Raw genomic sequence first — 25,617 nt, forward strand, 5'->3', positions numbered from 1 at the left:
TGGTGCAAGCTGTTCGCCGCGATCGCACGGTGGTATCTCGATGGGTAGGTTGCGCCGAGCATTGCAGCAGCGCCTGCCGGTTGCGGCGGGAACCGCGACGCTGACCGTATTTCTTGCGGCAGCTATCCTGCTTCCCAAGACCACGAGCGAGGTACTACGCGACAGCGCCTTCGACATCGAGCTCGCTGGCGACCAATGGCTGCGAAGGCCCTCACCTTCCGACCTGAAGGTGATCGTCGTCGACATCGATCGTGCGTCCATCGATGCGTTGGGCACCTGGCCGTGGCCGCGGGAGACGATGGCGCGGCTCGTCGAGGCGGTGGCGACCGGGCGGCCCACTGCGATCGCGATCGATGTGCTGTTCGCTGAGCCCGACGACCGCTCGCCAGCGGCGCTCGCACGCCAACTTGGATCGGTGACCGGCCGCGCCGAGATCAGTACGCTGGGAGAAAGTCTGCCGGATGGTGACAAGCGGCTGGCGCGAGCCATCGGCAGCGTCCCCGTCGCGCTCGGCTTTGTGCTCGATCCCGATCGCGACGGCACATTGCCGGGTCCCGCGATCGCGAGCCGCGGGCCCCTGCCGTTCGACGATTTGTGGCAGGCCCGGGGCGCGATCGGGCCGACGTTGCCGCTCGCGGCCGCGGCGAGCGGATTCGGCGCGCTCTCGTTACCTGGTAGCGCCGATGGAGCCATCCGTCAGGTTCCGGTCTTCATTGCCGCCGGTCGTGTCCTGATGCCTGGTCTGGCCGCCGAGGCGCTGCGCCTCGCATCCGGTGCCTCGAGCTATCTTGTCGAAGGCGAGCCCGCGACGCTGGTGGTCGGCAGCCGGCGGGTTGCGCTGTCGCGCGATGCGCTGCTCCGGCTCGTGCCGGTGGCAGCATGGCGTCGCGTCGCCCGCACACTATCCGCGGTCGATGTCCTCGAGAGACGGGTCGACGGCGGCCGGCTGGCGGGCGCGTTGGTGCTGCTTGGCGGTTCCGCACCGGAACTCGGCGGCTTGCGCAAGACACCCGCGGACCCGCTGATGCCCTCGGTACAAATCCAGGCGGATGCGGTCGAGCAGTTGCTCGCCGGCCGCGTGCCGCGCACGCTGGCTGCCGCGCCAATCGCGCAGCCCCTCACGGTCCTGGCGATCGGTTTGCTTGCCGTCGTGCTTGGCGCCGCCTTGTCGCCGGCCTCCGGCACCGCGATCTTGATTGCCGCGGTCGCGCTTCTGTGGATCGCCGCGATCGCCGTCTCGGGGCTCGCGGATCGCCTCGTCGATCCGTTGACCCCCTCCATTGCGGCCGTGCTGGTGTTCACGGTGACGGCCGGCACCGCCTACTCGTTGACACGCCGGCGGGAAGCGTTCCTGCGCCGTCGGCTCGAACAGCATCTCGCGCCGGCGGTCGTCCGACGCATCGTCGAACAACCAGACCTGGTCAAGCTCGATGGCGAACGGCGTGAGATCACCGCGCTGTTCACTGACATCGAGGATTTCACCGCGACGACGCATCGCGCCGGCCCCGAGGATTTGGTGGTAATGCTCGACCAGTATTTCGAGGGCGTTGCCGACATCGTGGTCAATCACGGCGGTATGATCGACAAGATCGTCGGAGACGCCGTGCATGCTCTCTTTAATGCACCGCTCGACCTTGAGGATCATCCGCAACGCGCCGTCGAGTGCGCGATCGTCATTCAGGCATGGAGCGAGGGCTTTCGCCGACGCGCTCCTGCCGCCGCAGTCGAGCTCGGCCGCACGCGTATCGGGATCGAAACCGGGCCCGCGATCGTCGGCGACGTCGGCATTCGATCCAAGCTCGACTACACTGCTCACGGCGATGCTGTGAACATGGCGGCGCGGCTCGAAGCCTGCAACAAGGAGCTCGGCTCGGCGATCTGTATCGGGCCGGCTGCAGCTGCGCGGTGCGACGCGGCAGTGCTGCGCCCGCTTGGGCAGCTGGCAATCCGCGGGCGCGCGGAGCCGATCGCTGTCTTTGAACCCTGGCCGAGCGATGCGCCACCCACCTGGCGCGAAGCATACCTGGCGGCCTACGCCATACTCGACAGTGATGTGGCCCACGCCGCCGTGCTGTTGCAAAAGCTGATGGCCGAGCGTCCCGCGGACCTGGCCGTGCGCCGGCTCGCCGAGCGACTGCCCCCGATGCGGAAGTCCGATCGGTCGCCGACGTGAAGAACCGCGTGACAGCCGGCGCTTGCAAGTACCCTTCCAATCGGGTGTAGAGTGCACATCCAGTAGAGAAGGAGGGCATGATGAAAACCGCCTTTCTTTCAACCCTGATCCTTGCACTTTCGACGAGCGAAGGCTTCGCACAACAGCCCGCGCAGTGCCGAAAGTTTGAGGCGACAATTGCGCTTCAGATGATCAAAGAAGGTTGCTTAAGCCAGATCGACCTTTGCACCGTCGGAACAGTCATGAGCAACGAGCCCGCTCTAAGCGGCGCAATGTGGTTTTTCACGGCGCACGGAATGGCCGAAACGGCAGGACTGCCTTCGTTGCCCAAGACACTGCAATCGTACGCGGGAACGGTGGTAGTCACGGCAAAAGGGGGAACATTCACGACCACCACTGCTGGCATGTACGACAGCGAGTCACAGGCCTTCAGCCAACTGGATAAGGTCGTCAAGGGAACCGATCGATTCAGCAACTCCACCGGCCGGCTCATTTTCTCACCGGCATCGGTCGCCAAGGCGGCGGATTTGATTCGCACGCTCGCGGCGAGTTATGCGTGAACGAGTAACGAGGCCAGAAGCCGGGGTGGAGCTGGACCACGCGGGACCACGAACGCGCGACGTAAACGTGGAAGACCCGGGTTGTTCTTTCCCGTCAGATATTGAATTGGCGCGCCGCCGCTTGCCGAAGTCCCGATGACGTCACCACCACCACATAATGGCACTGCCGGCTCTCGTCGAGAGCGGCGACCCCTCCCGGAGCGAGATCGTCCAGGCCCCGGTCATCGCGCGCCGCCGCAGCGATCGATGCGAGGGTTCGGCACTGCTCCGCAATCGGTTCGACGCGCACGACGCGGAGAAGCTCGTCAAGCCGAGCGCCCTCTGTTGGCGGTCTCTTTCATTTCAAGCCAAGCCTGCAACGTCGCCTGTCGGCATGGAGCAGACTTTACCGCAATCGAAACAAGCTTCGGCGTTCAACGCTATTGCCGACCATTTCGCCGACGTGAGTATCGCATCTGCGAAGATCGTATCGAGACCAACAGAACTACGGCAATCGGCGGCGCTGGCCAATGGTCATGAGAAATCCTGCCTCAAAGTGGCGGCGATCTGTTCCAGCGCCCAGTCGACCTGATCGCTAGAGATAACAAGCGGCGGGGCGATGCGAATCGTGTGCCCATGTGTGTCCTTGGCGAGGATGCCTCGGGCCTGCAGGGCCTGACAGTAGCGACGTGCACCGCCTGCTTCCGGGTGCAGCTCGACGGCCAGCATCAGCCCACGTCCGCGCACTTCCCGGATCGTGTTGCTGCGGATGCTGCTCAGGCCATCGAGAAAGCGGGTGCCCTGGGCGGCTGCGTTCTCGATCATCCCTTCCTCGACCAGCACGCGCAGCGCGACCCGAGCCACCGCACAGGCCAGCGGATTGCCGCCGAAGGTCGAACCATGCTGGCCAGGTTTCAGGGTGCCGAGCACCGCGTTGTTCGAAAGCACGGCCGACACTGGGTAAAAGCCGCCGGACAACGCTTTGCCGAGCAGCGTGACATCCGCCTCGATGCCCTCGTGCTGTTCCGCGAGCAGCTTGCCGGTGCGGCCGAGCCCGGTCTGGATCTCGTCCAGAATCAGCATCACGTCGTGCGCGGCGCAGAGTTCGCGCACTTCTGTAAAGTAACCTGACGGCGGGATGACGACGCCCGCTTCTCCCTGGATCGGTTCGACCAAAAAGGCGACCGTGTTGGGCGTGATTGCCTTCTTCAGCGCCGCGGCATCGCCGAAGGCGATGATCTTGAAGCCCGCCGCGAACGGTCCGAAATGGTCACGTGCCGCCGGGTCGGTGCTGAAGCCGATGATGCCAAGGGTGCGGCCGTGAAAATTATCGGCGCAGACGATGATTTCGGCCTGCCCGTCCGGCACTCCCTTCACCTCATAGCCCCATTTGCGCACCGACTTGATCGCACTCTCCACCGCTTCGGCACCGCTGTTCATCGGCAGCACCTTGTGGGAGCCGGTCAGCGCCGCGATCTCTTCGTAAAAGAGGGCCAGCTGGTCGTTGTGAAAGGCGCGCGACGTCAGCGTCAGCCGGCCCGCCTGCTCCACCATCGCGGCCAAGATCTTCGGATGGCAGTGGCCCTGATTCACCGCGGAATAGGCGGAGAGGCAATCGAGGTAGCGATGGCCCTGCGTATCCCAAACAAAGACGCCCTCGCCGCGCGACAGAACGACGCCGAGCGGTTCGTAGTTCCGGGCGCCAAAGCGCGCCTCCCTCGCGATGAAATCAGTGACCGATGGATCCATGTTTCGTCACTCCCGTTGGAGCGAACTGGCAGGAAATGAGCTTTGGCCATTTTCCAGCCTGCGAATGCCCGATGACATCATCAAGTTACCACAGGCATTTTGCTTGCGAACACATTGGGTGACGCTAAACAGCACTGCCGCTCCCTATCGGGCTGGACAGAAACAACCCAGCGGGCCTCCTTGCCAACTCTCATTATGAGATATTGACTAATAGGACGATTTGGCAATGCTCACCCCGAGAGACCGCACCGTGTGGTGCACTCGGCTGGCAACATCCTGCGGACTTATCAACATCGGACGTCGAACCAGCGCTCTGCGGGTCTGCTACTTTAGAGCGGACATCGGCAAAGCTTGCCGGCTAACCGACCACTTCCAACTAGCCTGCCTCAATCTAAGCCATGGCCTGAAATGGCGCGCCGGCCGGGGCCGACTACAATGGACCTATCATGTTGTTCCTGCTTTTGTTTGGAACGCCCTCCAACTCGAGAGACTAGAATTTGGATCCTACTCTGCAAGACCTGATCGAGCGAATTGGCTCAGAACATGTTGAGCGGCGACTGAAAATCGAAGTCGAGCATGAGGCCCAGCTGTTTGGACAAGGACTGATCATTTTCAATCTTGAAAACTGGTACGCAGCGCCGTGGATTGTCAGAACTGCGCTGAAGCTGACTGGACTTTATGGCCGTGCGCGTCGAAACGCTGACCACGTCGTTGTCAAACAACATAGCGTGGCTTTCGCCAATCTTCCCCCGGCATTTGACAATTTCACTATCCTTCACATCAGCGATCTGCATGCCGACATAAGTGTAGGCGCGATGCGGCATCTGGTTAGCGTGGTCGGCGGCCTTCAATACGACATTTGCGTCTTAACCGGCGACTATCGCGGCAAGACATATGGTCCATTCGAAAAAAGTCTAGAAATCATCGATGAACTGCAGGCCCAATTGAAGGGGCCAGTTTATGGGGTGCTTGGTAACCACGACAGCATCCGTATGGCCCCTTCAATGGAAGCCATGGGAATCTGCATGCTGTTCAACGAGTGCGAACCGATTGTTCGTGACGGACAACGTATTTTCCTGGCCGGCGTTGACGATCCGCATTTCTATCGGGCAGACGACATTGAGAAAACCGCGTTGCAAATTCCTTCAGATGCCTTTTCGATTTTGTTGGCGCACACGCCTGAAGTTTACGATCGAGCGATGAGCGCCAGATTCGATCTCATGTTATGCGGACACACCCACGGAGGCCAGCTTTGCCTACCCGGTGGAATTCCGATCAAGCTGGAGGCAGCATTACCTAGATTCATGGGCGCTGGACCATGGCGCCATGGCGCCATGGTCGGATATACCTCGGTGGGCGCTGGCACGAGCCTTCTGCCGGTCCGCTTAAACTGCCCGCCGGAGATAACTCTGCATACCCTGCGCGATGGGCTCTAGCTCACGAGCAGGTCCGTTGCCGAAAAACAAAACGCGGTATCAAAATATCCCGTCGCGGCATCCAAGGAATGGCCGCTTTGCGCCATGAGCGGCCATCGACCCTCCACCACCGCGATACTGGGCTTAGTTTCCTGAATCTTTTAACCAGGAGGAAATCGTCTGGTTAAGATAGTCGGGCACTTCATGCTGAATGAAGTGGCCAACTCCAGGAACGATTTTGACCGTGAGATTGCCGGGATTTTCCATCCATGACTTTTCAAGATCAAGAGTGCTCAGCAAAGCATGGCTCTCTTCGATTCCGTGCACATGCAAGACCGGGCATTTGATCACGGCACCGTAGATTTTCTTCATGGTCGGATCGAAGAGGTTAAGCGCAAACTGAGAGAAACTGTAGTTGGCTTTGTAATAAGCCATTATGGACAAGATGGACGATTTTACGAAAGCCTCAATATAACGACGCTTAACCTCTGGATTTACAATCCAGTATGCCAAATCTTCCGCAGCCAGATTGTCGCCTTTGCCTCGAGCGAAGAACCGTGTGGCGTAAGCGCTGGCCCTCGCCTGCGCGATAGGATGATTCCAGGGGAGCAGTTCCTTGGTGATGGCGCCAGGATGAGGAACGCTGAGGACTACAAGTCTTTCGACCAGATCCGGATTTTGCCCGGTGAATAGCCATGACAAGGCGGCACCCCAGTCGTGCCCAATCAGGATGACCTTGCGACCGTTTCTCTCTGCGTTGATCACGGCGCGGATGTCATCGAGGAGAACCGGAAACTTGTAGTTCTCGACGCCTTCCGGCCGATCGCTTAAATCGTACCCGCGCAGATCAAGAGCGACCACCTGATAATTTGCTGAAAATGCTTGGATCTGATTTCGCCAAGAATACCAGAAGTCGGGAAATCCGTGCACGAACACCATAAGCGGCTTCTCGTCGGATCCCATGGTGACGTAGTGGATTTTCGTTCCAGCATTGTCCGCATACTTGTGCAGAAGGTTCGGATCCTTATCGACATCAACGGCAGGCTCGCTCAAAGCGGCCGGGATTTTATTGTGCCAGACGGCCTCGTCTGAAGTCTCCCCGGAAGCAACGTGAGTGAACATCGCAGTGAACATGGCGGCTCCTAAAAGCATCATCGAGCAGGTTCTAAGGGTCATCTCAGTGATCCCTTTCGCCAGAACAGTTGACGAAATCGATGTCGCTCGAACTCATTTGAGTATTTCCTGCAGCAATCTGGGCGCGAGTCGTATCGCGGTGCGCAACTTTTGGGTTTACGATTTGATCGGGTGGAATGGCGGACACTTTTACTATGGCGATTACCATAGTATGGCGATCGCCATAGAAGTGTCAAGCCAAGCATGGTAGGTTTGCGGGATGCCCCGTAAGACTGACGCCCGCGCTCGCGCGATTGCCACGGCCGAACGACTGTTTCGCCTCCAAGGCTACACTGCGACCGGATTGAACCAGATCATTGAAGAAAGCGGCTCGCCTAAAGGATCGTTCTATTTTCATTTTCCGCGCGGTAAGGCACAGCTCGCAGAAGAAGCAATCGATCATTACGTTACGAGTAGAATTGCTGTATTGCGGGATATCTCGGCGAATACGACGGGTGACGCGCTGAGTTTTGTTCATCAGATTTTCGGCACGTTCGCGGCCGAAATGGTCGCCTCTGATTTCCAGTATGGATGTCTAATGCAAAATCTGGCGAATGAGCTTCCTGCACTCGACGCTGATCTAACCAAACGGGTAGCGCGCGGATTTGTTGATTCGACCGAGATTGTTGCGGAGCATTTTAGGGGGTGCGGTTTCGCTTCCGCGCGCGCATCTTCTACCGCAGCGGCATTGGCAGCCGCCGTCGAAGGCGCGCGAACGATCGCTCGCCTAGAACGCACGCCGGCGATATTCAAGGCTCTGGCGGATGTTAGTGTCCAGGGGTGGGCTGCCCCCAAAGGGTGATCCAGGATCAGTGTTAGCGCCCGGCGGCGCCGATAGTAGCTGCGACCCTCGACCGTCTTGGCGCCGCAATTGCTGTCACCGGCCGCCCGTAACGCCTCCTCTCGATAGCGACGATGTCAGCTTCGGGCCCTTTCAGACGAATTCAGCGGGACGCGATCTCGTCCGCAACACGGTGTCAATATGATCGATCGACCGCTTTGCGCCACAAGCGGTCGTTCGAGCCAAGTTATGTGTTGCAAGAAGATTTCGACGAGCTGGCGGTAAGCGGTCCTGCATCAATGTATCCGGCCTTTGGTTGGAGGCGATGCTCCGGGCCATCATGGATATCAGCGCGCCCGTGACCTCATTAGCGGATAGATCTTGGACGGGCCATTTGGGTCACCAGTTTTCACAGGTGCCGGAAAGACCGAACCTCCATCTCGTGTCATCCTCTCGCAGACTTCGGCAGGTAAGTGATCACGCGACTTGAAGCTTGCTCGCCTCGAAGGCTCGACCACGGGCAAGCACACTCCAGGCGATGCGCGCAAGCTTGTTAGCGAGCGCGATTGCCAGCACGTTGTGATGCAGCCGCTTCTTGGCAGCCTCGATCCAAGGTTTGAGCCCATGGCCCGCCCTGGCTTGACCCTGACCAACACGACCCATGCCGCCTGCACGAAGAGGACGCGCAGCGATCGATTGCCGCGCTTGGATATCTTGCCGAGGATCTGCGATCGCCGGTCGAGATTTGTCTTGGCACCAGACCAAGCCATGCAGCGAAGTCACGCCCCTTGGCGAAGGCATCACCGATTCCGATCGCCGCAACCATGGCGCTGGAGATGATCGGTCCAATGCCGGGAATGCTCATGAGCCGTTCGCACCCAGCGTCCCGTTTTGCAAGCTCCTCGATCTCGCTGGACTGCCCCTCGATTCGCATTGCGAGGTGAGAGCGTGTCGGAGGGGGTGGCGAGGATGCAGCATCGTGAAGCGATGCGTCTCGAAGGACGAAGCCACTAAACCGGAAAATGCGCTAGACGCGGATATTCGGAGCTTCTTTGATTCCGTTTCGGTTCACCTTATCATCCGACAAATGTAGGCATGCGAACATTCTGGGTATGCGTGCCCTGCGCGCGGGTCACATGCTCCAGACGAGCGCTCGTTCAGCCAGCAGTACAAGCCCGACCGCCATTATGGCAATCGACGAGACTTTCGTGAGCCGCGGCTCCCATGGGAACCTCTGCAGCCATACAATAAGTGGCAGCAATACGCCAATGATAAGCGCCTGCCCTGCCTCGACGCCGAGGTTGAAGCCGACGAGGGCCGCGGCGAGTCCGCTCGCAGGGAGCCCTACCTCGGCGAGCGCCCCCGCGAAGCCAAAGCCGTGCACCAATCCGAAAAGGAAGCTGACCGCCCAACGCCGCGACACCACGCTCTTCATGGTCAGGTTTTCGAAGGCGACGTAGGCGATCGACAGTGCGATCACTGGCTCGACAATCTGAGTGGGGAGGGTGACGAGTCCAAGCACCGACAGCGCGAGGGTGATGCTGTGCGCCACTGTGAAGGCGGTGACTATGGCCACCAGCGAGAGCAGACGCCCACCGGGCAGAATGAGAGCAACCACGAACAGCAAGTGGTCGAAGCCAAGCAGGATGTGCTCTACGCCGAGGCCGAGATAGGAAACGAACGTGCCTGCCGCCCGGCGCTCAGGCGCAGCGTTGCCGGTTATAGCAATGCTCACCAGGCGGTGCTCCTTCTCGAATACTACCTGCTTGGCGCCGCCCGGCCATTGAATGTCGGCGATCGTGTGATGGTCAGCGCCGAGCACGGCGTCGATGCCGTCACGAATCGAGAGATGGCGGATTGGCGCCGCACACGCATAGAGCAGCACGACCTCAATGCTTGCACGCCCAGCCGATGGCGGCCTTATCTCTGCCGGAACACCGGAGCAAGCGGTGCCGTCGGCTTCGACTGCGACGTGCCGCGTAACCGCAGCCGCGAAATCACGTAGGTCTCGCGCAGCATCGCCCGAAATCAACCCATTAGCCGGCAAGGAGAGCGCATAGCGCACCGTCTGCCCGGCAACCGACACCGTGGCGTAACCGGTCGTCCCTCCCTTGTGCGCGACGGCGGGGCCGAAAGCGAGGGACACGGCCGCGACCGCGACCAGGCCCATCACCCACACACTCTTCCAACACCACGCGTTGATGTTTCCTGCCGCCCACATCATCGCGCCTTCACGCCCTCCAACGCCGCAGTCCATTCGGCGCCAATAAAGCGCGACATCAGGTAGACCCTGGGATCACCATCGATCCGCATGTACTGCAGGAAGCCCTCCGGATTGAGGGCGCCAAAGCGCACCGTCAGCACATGGCCGCCAGGTCCCGAGAGCGCCGCCACGATTACCGGCTCTTCGAGGCCAAACGGACGCGTGTCGACGCCAGACAGGTCCTCCGAGGCGATCTCGCGGACCGGTGGCGAACGGTGCAGCATCTTAACCGCGGTATCGAGGTGCGTCGCCACAACAAGCTCGACCGCGCCGCCAGGCTCCAGCGCCCAGCCTCCCTCGCCGCTGCGCGCAAGCACGACCTGCCGTCCGCCGCGGCCGAGCGTGATTCTCTGCACCTCCTGCGGCTCGATCTGCAACACGCCCTTCGCCTCGAACTTCACGAGCTGGCGCTGCACCGGCTGGGCACCGATCACCACCATCGCAACAAGATAGGCTGACGCCAGCGTGGCGAGGGACGGCATGACGAGACGCGATAACGACACCACGCTCATCGCCTCCACCACCAGACTAGGCCGCCTATCCCGATCACTGTCAGCGGAAGCAGGATGACGATCAACGCGAAGAGGGACCGGCTCTGCGCCGCCGTCAGCAGGATCATCGGCGGCACCGGGATGCGGGTCCGGACGGCGGTGCCGCGCTCCTCGCGAGCGAGCCACCGTATCGCCGCCAACAGCAGGTCGCTGTTCGCCATGTATGGCAGGAAGGAATTGCTGGCGAAGTCGCCGTCGCCGATCACCACAGCTCGCAACGGCGGCGCGCCCGGCGCCAGTGCCCCCTCGGCAGCGATACCCAGCACGCGCGGCCGCACCTCCGCCACCGGAGCGGCAGGGGGAACCAGCTCTCTCGTGACTCTTCCCGCGGCGGCGGAGAAGCTCTCGATCGTGCGTGCATCTGCGGGCGGCACCGGCCGTGCGTAGCTGTCGCGGCTGCTCTGGAGGATTGGCGTCGCCACCACGCCGGACGCCGGCTCCGTCAACGTCAGCGGCCGGATGCCGGGGAAAAAGGTCAGCGAAACGGTGCGGGTGATCGCGTGCGGGTCGTAGCCTGTAACCGCCACCATCTCGGGATCGCTCTGGTAATGGCTTAGCGGATCGACGACCACCTGCTGCTCGAGCCGGGCGCCAAGGTCTGAGAGCAGCCGCGACAGACCCGCCTCCGGTACAAAACCGAGATCGAGTAGCAACAAAGCACTGCCGCCGCCAGCGAGATAGGACCGAAGCGCCGCGCTTTCCGCCGGCAGGAACGTGGTGCGCGGGTTGGCTGCGAGGAGCAGCGTGCAGTCGCTAGGGATCGCACCGGTTGTTGCCAGCACCAGCTTGCGGGCGGAGTAACCCTGCGCCTCTAGAGCCCGGCGCAGCCGGCCGACACCGTGCCCGGCGGTCTCGATGACGTGGGAGGACGAGTCGCCGTGGCTGTGGTCGGTTACGCCCTCGAGATGCGTATGGAACTCGAAGCCGTCCATCGAAAACTCGCCATGGCCCTCGAGGAAGCAAATGGTGAGGGCACGCTTGCGCAGCACGCGCTGGATGCCGATGGCGATCTCCGCTTCGTCGGTGCCCTGGATGAGGACGCGCCGGCCGGCGGCCTCGACGATGGCGGCGTTGTAGAGGCGGATACCCTCGCGGCGTGCGACTTCCGACTGCTTGTCAGGATCGACGGTGAGGACCGTGAGCAGCGGATTGCGCCGGCCCATCACTTCCAGGATGTTGCGGGCACGCCGCCCGCTAGGATCCTCAGAGCGGTAGAAATAGATGATGCGGACCGGTGTCCTCAATTCGTCGACCACCGCCATCGCGTCGGCCGACGGTGTGTAGACCTTCTCTCGGGTTAGGTCGATATGGGTATCGTTAAGCACCAGCGCGACGTTTGCCAACACCCATACGCCGAGCCCAGCGACGACACAGCTTGCAGCATAGAGCCTAGCCCTGACGCCTCCTAGGCCTGTCGCGAGCGGCAGCCGAAGCCCCACCGCGAAAAGGAGGAGCACGGCCACGAGCCAGCCCGCCGCCCACAACAGCACATTGAGCTCGACGGCATGCTCCTGCATCGCTCAGCTCCGCGCCAGTGCCCGCACCGTCAGGAATATGCCGAGCAGGACGACCGTGAGGAAGAATCCGAAGTCGGATAAGTACATCGCGCCAACTGCGAAGGGCGTGAAATGCGCCAAGAGCGACAGGCCGAGCAGCCAATTCTCGAAAGGTTGCGGTAGCAATGACGCCAACGTGTCGATCGCCCAGAGGATCCCGAACAGCCCGAGGGACACCACTGCTGCGACGATCTGGTTGGTGGTCAATGCTGAGATCATAAGGCCAATCGAGAGCAGTGCCGCGCCCAACATGACAAGGCCGACGTAGCCACTGTAGATCGGACCCCAGTCCGGATCGCCATAGGCCGACAGCACGGCAGCATAGATCAGCGTGAGGCTCGTCATCACTGCCAGCACCACCATGCACGCTATGAACTTCGCGACAACGATGTCGATTTCCCTTATCGGTGCCGTCAGCAGCAGTTCGAGCGTGCCACTGCGTCGCTCCTCAGCGAACTGGCGCATCGTGATAAGTGGTACCAGCAGGATCAGTTGGACGGCCGCCTGAAAAAAAATGTGCACCAAGGTCGCCTGCTTACTGACGAATAGCGAGACGGTAAAAGTGTAGCCGCTCAGCACGATGAACACCGCGATCACCGCGTAGGCGATCGGAGATGTGAAAAGTGTGCGGACTTCTTTCGCCGCCAGCGTCGCCATCTGGCTCATCGAATTGCCTTTGCTTGCGTGAGCTCTAGGAACAGCGCCTCAAGGCGAGACGGTGCCGGCGCCGGCGCCGTTTCACGGGTGATCTGCTCGACGGTTAGGAGCCGTCCGTCGAGCAGAATTGCCGCGCGGTCGGCAGTCCGCTCGATCTCGGCCAGAATGTGGGAGGTCACCAGCACGGCGCAGTCCTGCGCAAGGTGCCTGAGCAGCCCCCGCAATTCGATGATCTGCCGGGGGTCCAGGCCGTTGCTCGGCTCGTCAAGAACGAGTAGTTCCGGCTCGTGCAGCACTGCCTGGGCGAGCGACACCCGCTGCCGGTAGCCTCGTGACAGCCGCTCTATGATGACGCCGCGCACGCTGCCGAGTGCCAGCCGTTCGACCGCGGCGTCGATGGCGCGGCCCAGCGCCTGGCCCTTGATCCCACGAAGCCGACCCATGAACGCGAGGAACTCGGCGACGCGCATGTGCCCGTAGAGCGGCGAATCCTCCGGCACGTAACCGATGCGCTCTCGGGCAGCGCGCCCGTCGTGCACGACGTCGACGCCGGCGACCCGAACAATCCCCGAAGTAGGATAGAGGTAGCCGGTGACGAGTCTCAAGATGGTGCTTTTGCCGGAGCCATTCGGTCCAAGCAGGCCGAATACCTCGCGCTCCTGCACCTCAAAGGAAACGGCATCGACCGCCACCCGGGCACCAAAGTGCTTACTAAGCCCGTCGAGCGAAAGGACGGCCATGTATAACTCAGTCAGTTCGACACGACGGCGAAGCCGATGTCGGCCTCGCTGCTTCGTCATGTATCTTCCTGAGGGGCCCTCGGAGGTTCAGAAGGGCGCCCTCCCCGCCGATCAGTCGTAGAACTCCGGCGCCTTCTTCAGGGCCTTGAAGGCATCCGGATCGTGGGCCGTGAAGAAATCCGCCTTCTCAGTCGCCATCAGGTGGCGGATCCACTCGTACGCGGTGAGGATTCCGCTCGGATTGTAGGCCAGCACGATATTCGGCGGCAGGTTCTTTTCCACGTTCTCGCGAAAATACACGTTGTCGCCGGTCAATATGATGAGGCCGGTGTTCTTTAGCCGTACGGTCATCATTTGGCTGCCGGGCGTGTGAGCGACCCAGCGCTTGACCATGAGGGTTCCGTCTCCAAACAGGTCGAGGTCGCCCTCGAGCTGCAGCATTTTCACGGCATTGGGGTAGTCCTTGTTAGCTGCCCTGAGCGGCAAGAAGTCGTCGATCATGTAGGGACCACCCGTCCCCGCCTTCGGCCAGAAAGCATTCTGGATCTCATCCTTCTGCACAACAATCGTCGAGTTTGGGAACTTGCCGACGTTGCCGCCATGGTCCAAATGCAGGTGGCTAACGACAACATATTTGATGTCGTCGGGTTTGAGACCGATCTTCCCTAGCTGCGTGTCAATCGCCACGTCCGGCGTATTGACTGGTTTCAAAGCATTGAAACTGGCACCCCAATAGCTCGGATCTGTGATGATGCGATCGTTGTTGCCGGTATCGAAGAGCACGTTACCCTTAGGGTGCTTGATGACGAAGAAGCCGACCGGGATTTGGATGGGAGGTTCGACCGGTGCTAGATTTTGCAGGATCCCCTTTCCGATCGTAAGGGCCCCGGAACTGAAGGCATACAGCTTGATATCCTGCGCCTGCGCCACGGAGAACCAACTGCTCATGGCGATCGCGGCGATTCCTCCTAGCGCTCTGCCCAACATGTGTTCCTCCCTGGGTGGTCGGATTTTTTGTCTGGCATTGATGGCCCGAAAGCCGCTTGTGTCACGACTCTGACAGTTAACACCCGCGATTCTTCCGAAGTCAATCGGAAAGGGCTGCGCTTGCCGCCTACAAGGCAACTCAAACAGTTCCGATCGTTCGCCTTCGCCGCCGTTGATCCGGTCGCGTCGCGACTGGCGGATAGCCCTCGCGCGCCTTGGTCGCAACGCGACCGGTATCGGGGTTTCTTCTGAAGAAACCACCGTTAAGCGTCGGAGCGGATTCGGGAGGTCGTCCCGCATGCGTCCGCCTCCGAACGGTGATGACAAAAGTAACTAGCGGCGCACAGAACCTGGAGCCCGTTTTGGAGACCGACCGTAAGCTCGGTTTTACGGTTGAAGTCATCAACATTGATGACCCCGCCGATCTTGCTAAGATACTGAGTCCGGAAGTCATCGCCGGATTTGACACACTGGTGTTTGTCGCCGAATGTTGTGATCAACGCTCACATGGCCGAGGTCATCAAGATGGTCGGCGCGTCGGCGCGAGCAACAAACCGGCGATTTTTCCTTCGTCCGACTGGGTCGCCAATGGGGGCTTTATGTCGTTCGGGCCCGATTTCTCTGACGCTGCGTGTCACTTGATCTCACAACTTGATCGCGTTTCTGAAAGACGTAAAGCCGGGCGACTTGCCTTTCCAACGTTCCACCAAATCCGATCTTAGGATCAACCTCGGCATCGCCAAAGCACACTGGGCATCGAGCTGTGGCGCTTAGCCGACGTCGGTGTTTCTCCAAATGTCCGCTTTGTGCGCACTTTGCTGACGTCGATGCTTTGCCCGATGTCCGCTTTGCGCCGATTGCGTTGAAAAACTCGAAAATCGCGGGGCTCCGAAATCTCGCAAATGTTGTGCATTGGCGATTTCAGCTGCTGCAAGGCTCTGTAGAATCGATACGAGCGCCAGCGATCGTTTTTCCGGTAATTGATGTGGTCCCTCACCTCGCGGCGAGAGAGACGCACCACCGGTCCTGAGAATTTTCAGTCATCAGCGAAAAGGACTTTTTCAACACAATCCGCCAAGACCGGACGCACCGGTCCGGCGTACTAAGTTCGGTTGCAGCTTCTGGCACGTCGAAGGAGCAATCAGCGCCGCTCGATCCCCCTCAATTTAGCCCCCGTAGGCGCAGCAGAGCTATCTCGGGGGTGACGGCATGGCCGAGGAATGGTGATCGACGATCAGCCAACGCTGGCCGTTCTTGACGTAGGTGAAGCTGTAGCGCGCGGGCAAGCTCTTCGTCTCGGCATCCTTGACATAGGAGAACGTGTAGTAGCCGGTATTGACCGCCGCATTGCCGTACACGCGGATCAGCTGATCGCCGAAGGTGACCTTGAGGCCGGGCAGAACCTTGAAGGCGGTCACGAAATAGTCTCGTAGCGCCGCGCGGTCGGAGCGCACGGTCGGCGACAGCGTGCCCCAGAGCACGGCATCGTCCGAATAGAGTGGTAACACCTTTTCGGGATCGCCTTCGCCAATAGCCTGCCCCCATGCCAAGCTCGCCACCGCCACCTCCGCTTTCGGCTCGACCAAAGCGCTGGAAGCAAACGACAATAAGACCATGCACAGGACAAGTGCTGCGCTCGCTACGTTTGGAGAAGACCGCATGACATCCTCCCTTGCGAATAGCGGACAGACAAGTGTCCGCTTGAGACGGCCAGTTGCAATGCGCGCGGCTACCGTTTGCGCGGATCGTCAGCCGGATTGATGTAATCGATGCCACCTGGGCCGGTAAATTGAACTTGAAGTATCCCTTCCTCGCTTCCGGTCCAGTAGAGTCGAGGAGAGGCGCGGTGACTTGGGCCGTGCGGCAACGTCCCGTTTCCTCTCCCCGCTCATCAAACCGGACGTGCCGATTTCCGGCATCCGGCTTTCCGACTGGTTTCATCGCACAACACACGGCAGTGGACCAAGATGCACGCGGCGGAGTCTTGCACCTGCACCGTCCCATCTGCCTTCGCCTTGCGACACACACAGCTTCATCTGAAGGCTCCCTGATCGTTACCGGTGTTGCCAGGCTCATCGCCAATCACCCGATCCTCGCCTTCTTCGTCAGCGCACCAGAAGTCAGGGTCCTTCCCTCCACCGGAGTTACCCGGCTTCATCGGTACTACGTCCCTGTCCGACTCCCGTCGGGGCCGCCGCCTTGAAGCGACGTTGAGGCCGCTACCCTCGCCGCAACGGGTCTCCCCTGTTACCCGCATCACCTTTCCAGCGTGCCGTTCCCATTACCCCGGCGGATCGGACAGGTGCTCACGTCGATTGCTTCCCCATCCGTACGGCCTTCCCCGTTACGCTGGCGGGTCGGCATCCGCATCTTCACTTTCGAGGCCTGCTCAGGCTTCACTCATATTATGGCCCGCTGGATCGCTCAGCCGCCCAAGGCGACCTTTGTCACGAGGCTTCAGATCAGCCAGTTACCCAACCGACCTGCTAGTCAGCTACCAGACTATCGACAATTATCTGGGTGGATTCCTCCTCCACTGGTGACACGCGCCCTTCGGGGCACACAGCGTAATGCGGGTGTTTTGCGGGGTAAACCCATAGCGAGCCTGGCTTTAGGAGATCACCTTTCTTTTCAAATTTTTCACCATGGCTACTGCCGACGTCGCCATTTATGACTGTGACAACTTCGGAATAGGGATGAGTATGCGGAGGCATTTGGAAATTAGGTGGAAACTTGATGCGTAAGACGACAGTCTCGCCCGCTTTCGTGGGATCACCGACCAAGGTGGCAATCTGAACGCCCTTCGGAAAGGCTGGATTATCCTTCCATATGAGCGTATCGGGCATCACCCGGACCTCAGTATTTTGCGCCATTGCCGGAACAGAGAGTGCAATCAAAACGATTGCCGTTGGCACCAATTTTTTCATGCGAGTTCCTCCCAAGCTGAATGCAGCAGGAGACGCACATCGCAATGCGCGGTCAGTGTGGAAAATAGATTGAAGCTGCGCGCCACAATGTTGCGTGCGTCAACACGAGTCAGACTACATCATCAGCGACGGGCGAACCATAAGTCAGAGATGTTGACTTAATGGTTGCCAAAAAAAGATCCATGTCCGCTTTGGGTCGATTTGACCTACAACGGAATAGATCATCGGCTTTACGTCAGGCCCCAGGCCACCAATGATCGAGTTTCCGTTTAGCGCTTCATCGGTCTTTTAGGCACCCTTAGGAGCATGCGTCTAGCCTTCGTCTCCGCACGCTTTTTGACCTCGGCCTTGATCTTTTCAATCAAGGTTCTTGTTTCCGGGGTGTGAACTTTGAGGGTTGAAATCATTGCTTTCCCCTCCGGCGAGATATTTTGATAGATTAGTCAAATTGTAGAACAGCGCAATCGCCAAAGCGCCAAACCATCGTTGCCTCGCGAGACCTACTGGGTCGGGAGGTCCTGTTACCCAAAGTGCGGGACATCAAGAGCCAAGGATTAAACTATGTTATCCGTGGCTATAGTCTGCCGCGCGGCTTTTTCTTGTGCGATAACCCCTTCTAGCCGCGACATGTTCTCCAGCAGGCGCTGGCTGGTCAGCACGAGAAAGTAATAGCCGAATTGCGGATTTTGAAAGTAGATTTCGAGCAGCCTTTCGTAGGTTATGGTCATCACTTGCCCGTCTTCAATGCATTCGACGGGCGGTTCGCAGTTTATTGGGAGTAAGAAAACCAAGTTCGCCCGTGAGCAACCTGTCCGGGAGCCAGTCGCCACTCTCGACGCCATAGCATCGAACTCCCCATGGCCTCGCATCGTCATGCATCTCAACTGCCGCCTGCCCGCCATCCACGGCGGCATGACCGGCGCCTTCCTCGAAACGACGGCGATTGTGCGTGTGACGCGCGAGCTCGGTGCCGTGGCGCTGCCCAAGCCGATCGGCCTGACGATCAACTACCTGCGCTCGGGCCGCGCGCTGGACAGCTATGCCAAGGCGTCGATCGTCAAGCAGGGCCGGCGCGTCGTCGCTTTCGAGGCACAAGCCTGGCAGGACGATCCGTCCAAGCGATCGCCTCGGCCTTCGGTCACCTCATGCTAAGGCGCACGCCTGACGTCGATCGGCAGTAAGCGTGTCCACACGACGTCCACCCTAGGGTTATGTCCGCTGTGCGCCGCCAAAAGTGGTCATTCGATAGCCGCTCATCTCGCGAATTGAGCCCTCAGTTAAATCCGCCTCAATAGCTTTAGCACGCCACCTGGTGCGCACATCCGCCCAGCTCGAGGCCGCTCGAGCGCGCCCTCATCTGCGCGGCGCGATCGGGATGGTCTGCTCAGCTACCCCGATAGGTCGTGTAACTCCAGGGCGTCACCAGGAGCGGCACGTGGAGATGGCTTTCCGGCCCGCTCACGGAAAAGCGCAGGGGAATTTGGTCAAGAAACGGCGGATCGGATGTCGCTACTTGCTGTCCGGCAAAATAGTCCCCCACGCTGAACGTCAATTCGTAACAGCCGATCGGGACCGGCCGGTGGTAGATCAGTGGCTGATCGGTTCGGCCATCCGCGTTCGTGATCGTACGGGTCACGACGCGGCTTGCGCCGAGATCCGACAACTCAACCAATTCGACCGCAACGCCCTCTGCTGGCCTGCCGCTGTGAGTGTCGAGCACATGGGTCGACAAACGCCCGTACACCCCGAGCCGATCGCCTGACACCACAAGCTCGGCAACACGCAGCGCCGCAATCCGGTATATTTCGTTGATCGAGTTCTGTACCTCGGTCGCGGTATCGTTTGGCAGGCGGCGTTCGAAGTCGCGCAGGATGGAACCCTTGGTGTGGCGACGTGCGCATACAATGTAGGGAAAACCAAACTTGGTGCGGTAGGCGCTGTTGAGCCGCTCAAAGGCCTTGAATTCGGCATCCGACAACCGATCGAGTCCAGCGCCGTTCTGCTCAGCGCAGGACTCCGCGGTGAGGCCGGCGGCACGCTGCGTCTTGTTGGCGAGATCTGGATGACCCCTGATGAGAGCAAGCCGACGGTCCGGTGCTGTTTGGTCGACGACAGTCTTCATCGCGTCGAACAGTTGCTGCACGCCCGCAAAAGGCCTTGCGATAGCAACGCGTTCGGCGATCCAAGGCGAATACTCGAAGACATTGCCGAGAGCCGCCACGAACTCGTCCCTGCTGCAATCGTTCAAAACGGAGAGAAGTATTGACGACATTTTACCCTTGCTACCCGTTAGAGCTGGAGGGGCGGCAGTTCAGACCAGGCTCGACTTGCCGCGGCTTAGCACTTCGCCGGCGCCTTTGGTCCCGACGATCTTTCCATTGTCCGCAACGACCTGCCCCCGGGCGATGGTCATGACCGGCCAGCCTGTTACCTCAAATCCTTCCCACGGCGTATAATCAGAGCCGTGATGCAGATCGGACTGCCGGATCGTTTTCTTGAGCTTCGGGTCCCACAGGACGATATCGGCGTCGAAGCCGACGCCAATCGAGCCCTTGCGCGGATAAAGGCCATAGATCCGCGCGTGATTGGTCGACGTCAGCTCCACAAATTTCTGAAGACTGATCCGTCCCTTCGACACCCCTTCCGAGAAGAAGATCGGCAGACGCGTTTCCACTCCGGGAATCCCGTTTGGCACCCAGCGAAACGAAGTGCGCGAATTAGGAGTTAGCTTGCCCTTCGGATCGTCATACCGAAATGGACAATGATCGGATGAAAACGTCTGAAAGACGCCGCCGGTGATACCTTCCCAGATTGCTTGCTGACTTTCCTTGTCACGCGGCGGTGGCGAGCAGACATACTTTGCGCCGCTCATGTCCATGTTCAGGCCCGTCATATCGTCCGCGGTCAGGGTGATATATTGCGGGCAGGTCTCCGCGTGCACGGGCAAGCCCCGCTGCTGAGCCCAGCGTACCTGCTCCATGGCCTCCCTGCCCGACACGTGAACGATCATGATCGGGACGCCAACAATTTCGGCATGACTGATCGCGCGGTGCGTCGCTTCTCTTTCAACAATCTGAGGCCGCGAAGTTCCGTGAAAATATGGCGCGATATGCCCTTCGCGTTCCAGTCTTTCGGTCAGGTGACGGATGGCATCGTACCCTTCACAATGCACCATTACGAGCGCCTGCTCGCGGCGGGCCACCTCGAAAACCTCGAGCAACTGCTTGTCGCTTAGAACAAGGTCGTCATAAGTCATGAAGACTTTGAAGGACGTGTAACCATCCTTGACGAGCGCCGGCAGTTCTTGACCGAGAACGACCGCCGTCGGGTCAGATATGATCAGATGAAACGATGTATCGATGTAGCATTCGCCTTCGGCGAGCTTTCGGTATTCCTCGACGCATGCACGTAGCGATGAACCTTTGATTTGCAATGCGAATGGCAGGATCGTGGTATTGCCGCCGGCCGCGGCGGCGCGAGTAGCCGAGGCAAAATCGTCGGCCATCACGACGTCAGGGCCTGACGGTTGCGAAATGTGGACGTGGCTGTCGATGCCACCGGGCAAAGCCAGCAAGCCCGTTGCATCGATCTCCCGCGATGCCCCCTCAATACGGTCGGCGATGCTTACGATGCGGCCATCACAAACGCCGATATCAGCCCGGAATTCGTCGCTGGCCGTTACGATGGTGCCGCCGCGGATGGCGAGGTCAAGCTGTACCAAGTGAAATGCCTCCGGTCGCTTCTAGGGGAATGGGGACTGAAATACCCGTCCCCACACCGACAATATTCTCGGGTCTGCATTGGCAAGCAACATTGTTCGCCACAGCGTGACTGCGACGGAATCGAGAATCAAGACATTCAGTTCACGCTCCAGGGCCGCCGTAATGGCTGCCCCGTCCATGTTCGTGCACAGGATCACGATCGCGTCGCAGCCCTCTGCAGCAACGGCCCGGATCATGTCAGCTATCTCGGCAGGAGTTACCTCTCCGAACGAGAAATTATCGCGCAGGCCGAGATGCCGCTCGGCATGACAGGCAATGCCATCACCAGCCCAAACCTTGCCGATGCGCAGTTGCACATCATCGGTATAGGGCGTCACGAAGCCAACCCTTTGCGCGCCACTCGACCGCACCGCATCGATGCAGGCCAGTGTCGACGTCGTGGCAGGCTTTCCAGTGCGCGCACTGATCGCTTCGCAAAGGCTCCGGTCGCGCTCGATTCCAACCCAGCTGGCCGAAGTGCCGTTCCAGGCCATGGCATCGACCTTGGCGTCGGCAAGCAAATCTGCCGCCGGCAACATCCTGGATGGATCGAACTGATCGAGCGCCTGGGCATCCAACGCGATCTCGGTCACCCGGAAGCGGGAGAAGTGCGCGCTGATCCCGGGGGCTCCAGCGAGCATGGCGCAGGTCACCGGTTCGAGAACCGAATTCGACGACGGCGTGAGCATCCCAAGGCGCGTTCGCATTGCATTCACCATCGGTCCATGTTGTGGCCGACCATGGCGATCAGCGCAATGCCGTGCTCAAGAAGGCTTCCCGGTAAATCCCAGGCCGGGAGATTTGGCGCGATCACCTCCATGGCTAGGCCACATGAGCACCGCGCGTCGATTCCTCGCGGATAAGCGCGAGGACGCGGCGCTTGGCGTCGTTGAATTCGGGGCTAGTGATGTCGCGTGGCCGCGGCAGGTCGAAGGTGACGGATTCACGAATGCGACCCGGCCTTCGGGTCATGACGACGATCTTGTTGCCCAGCACGAGCGCCTCATCGACGCTATGCGTGACGAACACAATCGTGCAGCGGTGCTTCTGCCAGATCGCCACGAGTTCTTCCTGCATTTCGAGCTTGGTCTGCGCATCGAGCGCGGCAAACGGCTCATCCATCAAGATAACGCGCGGGTTCATCAAAAGCGCTCGTGCGATGCCGACGCGCTGGTTCATACCGCCCGACAATTCGGCGGGATGGTGATGCTCAAATCCCGTCAAGCCGACGAGATCGATAAACTCCATGGCCCTCCGCTGACGCTCCTGCTTCGCAACGCCTTTGAGCTTCAGAGAGAAGGCAACATTGTCGATCGCGGTCAGCCAGGGCATTAACGTCGGCTGCTGGAAGACCACGCCACGATCAGAACCCGGTCTTTCAACGATCCTGCCGTCGACCAGAGCTTGTCCGGAAGTCGAGTTTTCGAACCCGGCGATGATGTTGAGCAAGGTCGACTTGCCGCAACCCGACGGGCCTAGCAGGCAAACGAAATCGTTCGCATCGACGTCGAGGTCGATATTGTCCAGTGTCAGAAGTTCGCGACCGCGCTTGGGGTCGGCAAATATCTTGACGACATTGCGAAGTTCAATCGCAGCCATCAGCCGGCCCTCCCCTGCACGGTCGTTGCGCTCTGCCAGTGAAGCACGCGCGCCATGATGGCCTTGAGACCGAGGTCGGACAGATATCCGAGCAGGCCGATCGAGATCATGGCGGCAAGGACCAGATCGTAGCGAAGAAAGTAATAGGAATCCCACAGCACGTAGCCGAGGCCGCTCTTGACCGCGACCATCTCGGCCGTGACGGTCAGCATCCAGGCCGAGCCGATCGCGATACGCAGACCGGAGAAAATCGAAGGCAGCGCCGCGGGAAAGACAATGCCGGCCAGCAACTGCCGCTCGGTAGCGCCCATCATTGCGCCGGCGCGCACGAGATTGTGGTCGACCGTTTTCACGCCATGGATCGTGTTCATGAGGACCGGAAAGAAGGCGCCGAGAAAGACCAGGAATATCGCCGGCTTGTCGGCGATGCCAAACCAGATGATGGCCAGTGGTATCCAGGAGACGGGTGGAATGGGCCGCAACATCTGCAACGTCGGTTCAAGGGCCTTTTCAAAGAGACGGGACCAGCCGATGGCGACGCCAGCCAGGATGCCCAATACACTCGCCAGAGCGAAGCCACCGAAAACGCGCAGGCCGCTGGCCCAGGCGTCGCGTATCCAGTGACCTGAATAGGTCTGCGTTGTCTCGTCGAAACCGAAAACCCAGTCGCCCAGCGCGTGCAGCACCGCGCTTGGCGCAGGCAGCAGCGCCGGAGGCAGATAGCCGGATCGGGCGAAAGCTTCCCAGCCTGCGATCAGGAGCGCGGGAACGACGAGGCGCTCCAAGGCTTGAGATGCGCGAACCGTGCGCGCAACCGGTTTTGCCGGTGAAATCTCAATAGCCGAGGTCATTTTTCGTCTTGCCGGTCGCCTGCTCCAGGAACGAATAGTCCATGTTCTTTTCCGCTTCAGCGGAAACATCCTTCGAGATGTACTTGAGGTCGCGCATCATGGTCGCGATGGCGAGCGTTTGCGGACGGTGAATAGCCGCATCCGGCGACGCGTTTTTCAGTGCCTCCATGGCAACGGTCTTGTCGAGCCCGGTCAGCTTGTTGATGACGTCGATCCAGGGACCATTTTCGACTGACAGTTTGTCATTGAGCGCGACAACGGCGCCGACCACGCCCTGGACGCCGGCACGCTGGCTCGCGACGACGTCCGAACGGGTGACGATCAGGTTCGTGAGGTTGCCGGCCGCCTGGTCATAGGGGAAAACGAAATGCTTGCCGGCCCCGGCAAGCCTGATCTGCGAGGCGAACGGCTCCACGGAGCAGACCATGTCGATTTCCCCGCGCTGCAGGGCGGCGAAATGATCGGCAGGGTTCGGAAATTGACGAATTGAATGTCCTTGTTGGGATCGACACCTTGTTTGAGGAATGCGCCGCGCATGTGAATGTCCTGCGCGTTACCTCGGGAGGCTGCAATTTTCAGGGGCTGTCCGTCGGACTTTGCTTTTGCGACGATGCTCTTGAAGGCGGCCCAATCCTCGCCCGCCAGCGCGAGCTTGTTGGATGAGAGGCACTCCGAACCGCCATTGATCTGGCCGGAGACCGCGACGACGTCGAAGCCTTTGTCGAGCGCCGTCACATAGTGAAGGTAAGTCACCTGTGCGACGTCGATACTCTTCGACACCAGTGCAGTCAGAACGTCATTGCCGGAATTGAACCCGGTGGCCTCGATCTCGACGCCCTTGGCGAGGCCAGGGGTCAGCGACATCGGTAAACAGTGCGCGCACTTCGCAAAACCGAGTTTGATCTTCGGCGTTTGCGCGGCGGCAAACATCGTTCCCGCCAGCGTCACTGCGATCAGAAGAAAGGCTCGGTGGAAAGGCTTCGCCATCATTGCGCTCCGTTGGTGGCGCCTGCGACGCCGCGATTTACGATCATCCTTCCGTGCGCACACCAGTGCAATGGTGATTTTGCACACTGCATACAATTTACTCGATATGCTATTGTTTTCATCTATATACGCCGATACTTTGGGCAGGACATGAGCCCCAAAACGGCTAATCTCGAATTCAATGAGGCGGGACACGTGCGGAAAAAATCGGACGTCGGTACGGGTCGAAAGACAGTCAAGCTCAAGCGGACAGGCCTGCATGAGCGCGCCGCGGCGCGGATGCGCGACATGATCATCCGCGGAGAATTGGAGCCTGGATCGTCGATGCAGGAAACCAGGCTGTCAGAGGCGCTTGGCGTTTCCCGAACGCCGTTGCGTGAAGCCATGAAGCTGTTGGCCGCCGAAGGGCTGGTGGAATTAAGACCGAACCGCAGCCCGCGGATTGCCGATATCGAGACAGATAACATACTCGAATTGTTCGAAGCGCTCGCAGGGATCGAGCGGCTTGCGGCTGAACTCGCGGCTCAACGTGTCACCGAACGCGAATTGCAACGTTTACGCCTCCTGCAGACGCGTATGGAAAGCTATCACCGGGACGGCAAGCTCGACGATTATTTCTCCATCAATGGGGAGATACACGGCCTGATCGTTCGTGCAGCACGGAACGCGCCGCTGCGCGAGGCGCACGAGACCTTGCTGTCGAGGGCAGAGCGCGCCCGCTATCTGGCGCTCGGTGCGGAGCGGCGCTGGAGCAATTCCGTTGAGGAACATGCGGCCATTCTTGCGGCACTCGAGGCTCGCGATGGCGAAGCGGCCGGGCGCCTCCTCTCGGCGCATGTGCAACGCACCGGCACGGCGCTATTGGAGGTTCTGCCCAAAACCCCGATCAGCAAACCGGCGGCCTGACG

The 25,617-nt window shown here is 60.1% G+C and carries 22 protein-coding genes and 4 pseudogenes; 8 read left to right on the top strand and 18 right to left on the bottom strand.

Features of this window, described 5'->3' with window-relative positions:
- The first annotated feature begins 40 nt into the window (after nucleotides 1-40).
- The 3 genes from V1294_RS33780 to V1294_RS33790 all read left to right on the top strand — a co-directional run bounded on the left by V1294_RS33780 (nucleotide 41) and on the right by V1294_RS33790 (nucleotide 3,304).
- Nucleotides 41-2,173: a CHASE2 domain-containing protein gene (locus tag V1294_RS33780; protein WP_334503366.1), complete on the top strand. Its 2,133-nt coding sequence runs from the start codon at nucleotides 41-43 to the stop codon at nucleotides 2,171-2,173.
- A 77-nt stretch (nucleotides 2,174-2,250) separates the two neighbouring features.
- Nucleotides 2,251-2,733 (top strand): hypothetical protein, encoded by a 483-nt coding sequence (locus V1294_RS33785; protein WP_334503368.1) that lies wholly within the window; start codon nucleotides 2,251-2,253, stop codon nucleotides 2,731-2,733.
- Between the two features lie 157 nt (nucleotides 2,734-2,890).
- On the top strand, nucleotides 2,891-3,304 hold the full coding sequence (locus V1294_RS33790; protein WP_334503370.1) for a hypothetical protein: 414 nt from the start codon (nucleotides 2,891-2,893) through the stop codon (nucleotides 3,302-3,304).
- On the opposite strand, the gene rocD is transcribed toward V1294_RS33790, so the two are convergent.
- Nucleotides 3,247-4,461 (bottom strand): ornithine--oxo-acid transaminase, encoded by a 1,215-nt coding sequence (gene rocD / locus V1294_RS33795; RefSeq protein WP_334503372.1) that lies wholly within the window; start codon nucleotides 4,459-4,461, stop codon nucleotides 3,247-3,249. The genes V1294_RS33790 and rocD overlap by 58 nt on opposite strands.
- A gap of 497 nt (nucleotides 4,462-4,958) precedes the next feature.
- Between rocD and V1294_RS33800 the strand changes: the two genes are divergently transcribed.
- A complete protein-coding gene (locus V1294_RS33800) occupies nucleotides 4,959-5,897 on the top strand; it encodes a metallophosphoesterase (protein WP_334503374.1) in 939 nt (312 codons plus the stop codon).
- Nucleotides 5,898-6,020: 123 nt separating this feature from the next.
- Here V1294_RS33800 and V1294_RS33805 read toward each other — a convergent pair whose 3' ends face one another.
- Entirely contained in the window at nucleotides 6,021-7,052 is a 1,032-nt protein-coding gene (locus V1294_RS33805) for an alpha/beta fold hydrolase (RefSeq protein ID WP_334503376.1), read from the bottom strand.
- A 217-nt stretch (nucleotides 7,053-7,269) separates the two neighbouring features.
- On the opposite strand from V1294_RS33805, the gene V1294_RS33810 reads away from it, so the two are divergent.
- The gene (locus V1294_RS33810) at nucleotides 7,270-7,851 is read left to right on the top strand and encodes a TetR/AcrR family transcriptional regulator (RefSeq protein ID WP_334503379.1); all 582 of its coding nucleotides are present in this window, start codon (nucleotides 7,270-7,272) and stop codon (nucleotides 7,849-7,851) included.
- Between the two features lie 456 nt (nucleotides 7,852-8,307).
- Here V1294_RS33810 and V1294_RS33815 read toward each other — a convergent pair.
- From V1294_RS33815 to V1294_RS33845, 7 genes and pseudogenes are all read right to left on the bottom strand, one after another.
- Nucleotides 8,308-8,770: pseudogene (locus V1294_RS33815) on the bottom strand (IS110 family transposase); the annotation flags it as partial.
- Between the two features lie 192 nt (nucleotides 8,771-8,962).
- Entirely contained in the window at nucleotides 8,963-10,054 is a 1,092-nt protein-coding gene (locus V1294_RS33820) for a HupE/UreJ family protein (RefSeq protein WP_334503381.1), read from the bottom strand.
- Nucleotides 10,051-10,605 carry a hypothetical protein gene (locus V1294_RS33825; protein ID WP_334503383.1) on the bottom strand — a complete coding sequence of 185 codons (555 nt, stop codon included), beginning with the start codon at nucleotides 10,603-10,605 and terminating at the stop codon, nucleotides 10,051-10,053. The genes V1294_RS33820 and V1294_RS33825 overlap by 4 nt, the downstream gene beginning before the upstream one ends.
- On the bottom strand, nucleotides 10,602-12,161 hold the full coding sequence (locus V1294_RS33830) for a GldG family protein (protein WP_334503385.1): 1,560 nt from the start codon (nucleotides 12,159-12,161) through the stop codon (nucleotides 10,602-10,604). Before V1294_RS33830 ends, V1294_RS33825 begins: the two co-directional genes overlap by 4 nt.
- 3 nt (nucleotides 12,162-12,164) lie before the next feature.
- Nucleotides 12,165-12,866 (bottom strand): ABC transporter permease, encoded by a 702-nt coding sequence (locus tag V1294_RS33835; RefSeq protein WP_334503387.1) that lies wholly within the window; start codon nucleotides 12,864-12,866, stop codon nucleotides 12,165-12,167.
- A complete protein-coding gene (locus V1294_RS33840) occupies nucleotides 12,863-13,597 on the bottom strand; it encodes an ABC transporter ATP-binding protein (RefSeq protein ID WP_334503389.1) in 735 nt (244 codons plus the stop codon). Before V1294_RS33840 ends, V1294_RS33835 begins: the two co-directional genes overlap by 4 nt.
- 111 nt (nucleotides 13,598-13,708) lie before the next feature.
- Nucleotides 13,709-14,884, bottom strand: a complete 1,176-nt coding sequence (locus tag V1294_RS33845; RefSeq protein WP_334503391.1) for an N-acyl homoserine lactonase family protein — start codon at nucleotides 14,882-14,884, stop codon at nucleotides 13,709-13,711.
- A 20-nt stretch (nucleotides 14,885-14,904) separates the two neighbouring features.
- On the opposite strand from V1294_RS33845, the gene V1294_RS33850 reads away from it, so the two are divergent.
- The gene (locus V1294_RS33850; protein WP_334503393.1) at nucleotides 14,905-15,306 is read left to right on the top strand and encodes a hypothetical protein; all 402 of its coding nucleotides are present in this window, start codon (nucleotides 14,905-14,907) and stop codon (nucleotides 15,304-15,306) included.
- Between the two features lie 468 nt (nucleotides 15,307-15,774).
- On the opposite strand, the gene V1294_RS33855 is transcribed toward V1294_RS33850, so the two are convergent.
- From V1294_RS33855 to V1294_RS33865, 3 genes and pseudogenes are all read right to left on the bottom strand, one after another.
- Complete coding sequence (locus V1294_RS33855) at nucleotides 15,775-16,245, bottom strand: SgcJ/EcaC family oxidoreductase (protein ID WP_334503394.1); 471 nt, start codon at nucleotides 16,243-16,245, stop codon at nucleotides 15,775-15,777.
- An 825-nt stretch (nucleotides 16,246-17,070) separates the two neighbouring features.
- On the bottom strand, nucleotides 17,071-17,511 hold the full coding sequence (locus V1294_RS33860) for a cupin domain-containing protein (RefSeq protein WP_334503395.1): 441 nt from the start codon (nucleotides 17,509-17,511) through the stop codon (nucleotides 17,071-17,073).
- A gap of 554 nt (nucleotides 17,512-18,065) precedes the next feature.
- A pseudogene (locus V1294_RS33865) lies at nucleotides 18,066-18,315 on the bottom strand (Crp/Fnr family transcriptional regulator); the annotation flags it as partial.
- An 87-nt stretch (nucleotides 18,316-18,402) separates the two neighbouring features.
- Between V1294_RS33865 and V1294_RS33870 the strand changes: the two are divergent.
- Nucleotides 18,403-18,692: pseudogene (locus V1294_RS33870) on the top strand (PaaI family thioesterase); the annotation flags it as partial.
- Nucleotides 18,693-18,895: 203 nt separating this feature from the next.
- On the opposite strand, the gene uraD reads toward V1294_RS33870, so the two are convergent.
- The 6 genes and pseudogenes from uraD to V1294_RS33900 all read right to left on the bottom strand — a co-directional run bounded on the left by uraD (nucleotide 18,896) and on the right by V1294_RS33900 (nucleotide 24,652).
- Nucleotides 18,896-19,783: a 2-oxo-4-hydroxy-4-carboxy-5-ureidoimidazoline decarboxylase gene (gene uraD / locus V1294_RS33875; protein WP_334503397.1), complete on the bottom strand. Its 888-nt coding sequence runs from the start codon at nucleotides 19,781-19,783 to the stop codon at nucleotides 18,896-18,898.
- Between the two features lie 39 nt (nucleotides 19,784-19,822).
- Nucleotides 19,823-21,232 (bottom strand): dihydropyrimidinase, encoded by a 1,410-nt coding sequence (gene hydA / locus V1294_RS33880; protein WP_334503399.1) that lies wholly within the window; start codon nucleotides 21,230-21,232, stop codon nucleotides 19,823-19,825.
- A 21-nt stretch (nucleotides 21,233-21,253) separates the two neighbouring features.
- Nucleotides 21,254-21,979 (bottom strand): maleate cis-trans isomerase family protein, encoded by a 726-nt coding sequence (locus V1294_RS33885; protein ID WP_334503401.1) that lies wholly within the window; start codon nucleotides 21,977-21,979, stop codon nucleotides 21,254-21,256.
- A 115-nt stretch (nucleotides 21,980-22,094) separates the two neighbouring features.
- Entirely contained in the window at nucleotides 22,095-22,871 is a 777-nt protein-coding gene (locus V1294_RS33890; protein ID WP_334503403.1) for an ABC transporter ATP-binding protein, read from the bottom strand.
- Complete coding sequence (locus V1294_RS33895; protein ID WP_334503405.1) at nucleotides 22,871-23,722, bottom strand: ABC transporter permease; 852 nt, start codon at nucleotides 23,720-23,722, stop codon at nucleotides 22,871-22,873. The genes V1294_RS33890 and V1294_RS33895 overlap by 1 nt, the downstream gene beginning before the upstream one ends.
- Nucleotides 23,706-24,652: pseudogene (locus tag V1294_RS33900) on the bottom strand (ABC transporter substrate-binding protein). The gene V1294_RS33895 and the pseudogene V1294_RS33900 overlap by 17 nt, the downstream one beginning before the upstream one ends.
- Before the next feature lie 183 nt (nucleotides 24,653-24,835).
- On the opposite strand from V1294_RS33900, the gene V1294_RS33905 reads away from it, so the two are divergent.
- The gene (locus tag V1294_RS33905) at nucleotides 24,836-25,615 is read left to right on the top strand and encodes a GntR family transcriptional regulator (RefSeq protein WP_442895472.1); all 780 of its coding nucleotides are present in this window, start codon (nucleotides 24,836-24,838) and stop codon (nucleotides 25,613-25,615) included.
- The last annotated feature ends 2 nt before the right edge of the window (nucleotides 25,616-25,617 follow it).

The sequence above is a fragment of the Bradyrhizobium sp. AZCC 1678 genome (assembly GCF_036924765.1).
In the GTDB taxonomy this organism is placed as follows: domain Bacteria; phylum Pseudomonadota; class Alphaproteobacteria; order Rhizobiales; family Xanthobacteraceae; genus Bradyrhizobium; species Bradyrhizobium algeriense.

Coding starts and splice junctions, on each gene's coding strand:
- V1294_RS33845 (WP_334503391.1), bottom strand. CDS start 14,884: ATGCGGGACGACCTCCCGAATCCGCTCCGACGCTTAACGGTGGTTTCT.
- V1294_RS33820 (WP_334503381.1), bottom strand. CDS start 10,054: ATGATGTGGGCGGCAGGAAACATCAACGCGTGGTGTTGGAAGAGTGTG.
- V1294_RS33805 (WP_334503376.1), bottom strand. CDS start 7,052: ATGACCCTTAGAACCTGCTCGATGATGCTTTTAGGAGCCGCCATGTTC.
- V1294_RS33790 (WP_334503370.1), top strand. CDS start 2,891: ATGGCACTGCCGGCTCTCGTCGAGAGCGGCGACCCCTCCCGGAGCGAG.
- V1294_RS33890 (WP_334503403.1), bottom strand. CDS start 22,871: ATGGCTGCGATTGAACTTCGCAATGTCGTCAAGATATTTGCCGACCCC.
- V1294_RS33785 (WP_334503368.1), top strand. CDS start 2,251: ATGATGAAAACCGCCTTTCTTTCAACCCTGATCCTTGCACTTTCGACG.
- V1294_RS33825 (WP_334503383.1), bottom strand. CDS start 10,605: ATGAGCGTGGTGTCGTTATCGCGTCTCGTCATGCCGTCCCTCGCCACG.
- V1294_RS33850 (WP_334503393.1), top strand. CDS start 14,905: ATGACAAAAGTAACTAGCGGCGCACAGAACCTGGAGCCCGTTTTGGAG.
- V1294_RS33860 (WP_334503395.1), bottom strand. CDS start 17,511: ATGAAAAAATTGGTGCCAACGGCAATCGTTTTGATTGCACTCTCTGTT.
- V1294_RS33895 (WP_334503405.1), bottom strand. CDS start 23,722: ATGACCTCGGCTATTGAGATTTCACCGGCAAAACCGGTTGCGCGCACG.
- V1294_RS33810 (WP_334503379.1), top strand. CDS start 7,270: ATGCCCCGTAAGACTGACGCCCGCGCTCGCGCGATTGCCACGGCCGAA.
- V1294_RS33840 (WP_334503389.1), bottom strand. CDS start 13,597: ATGGCCGTCCTTTCGCTCGACGGGCTTAGTAAGCACTTTGGTGCCCGG.
- V1294_RS33885 (WP_334503401.1), bottom strand. CDS start 21,979: ATGCGAACGCGCCTTGGGATGCTCACGCCGTCGTCGAATTCGGTTCTC.
- V1294_RS33780 (WP_334503366.1), top strand. CDS start 41: ATGGGTAGGTTGCGCCGAGCATTGCAGCAGCGCCTGCCGGTTGCGGCG.
- V1294_RS33855 (WP_334503394.1), bottom strand. CDS start 16,245: ATGCGGTCTTCTCCAAACGTAGCGAGCGCAGCACTTGTCCTGTGCATG.
- rocD (WP_334503372.1), bottom strand. CDS start 4,461: ATGGATCCATCGGTCACTGATTTCATCGCGAGGGAGGCGCGCTTTGGC.
- uraD (WP_334503397.1), bottom strand. CDS start 19,783: ATGTCGTCAATACTTCTCTCCGTTTTGAACGATTGCAGCAGGGACGAG.
- V1294_RS33830 (WP_334503385.1), bottom strand. CDS start 12,161: ATGCAGGAGCATGCCGTCGAGCTCAATGTGCTGTTGTGGGCGGCGGGC.
- V1294_RS33835 (WP_334503387.1), bottom strand. CDS start 12,866: ATGAGCCAGATGGCGACGCTGGCGGCGAAAGAAGTCCGCACACTTTTC.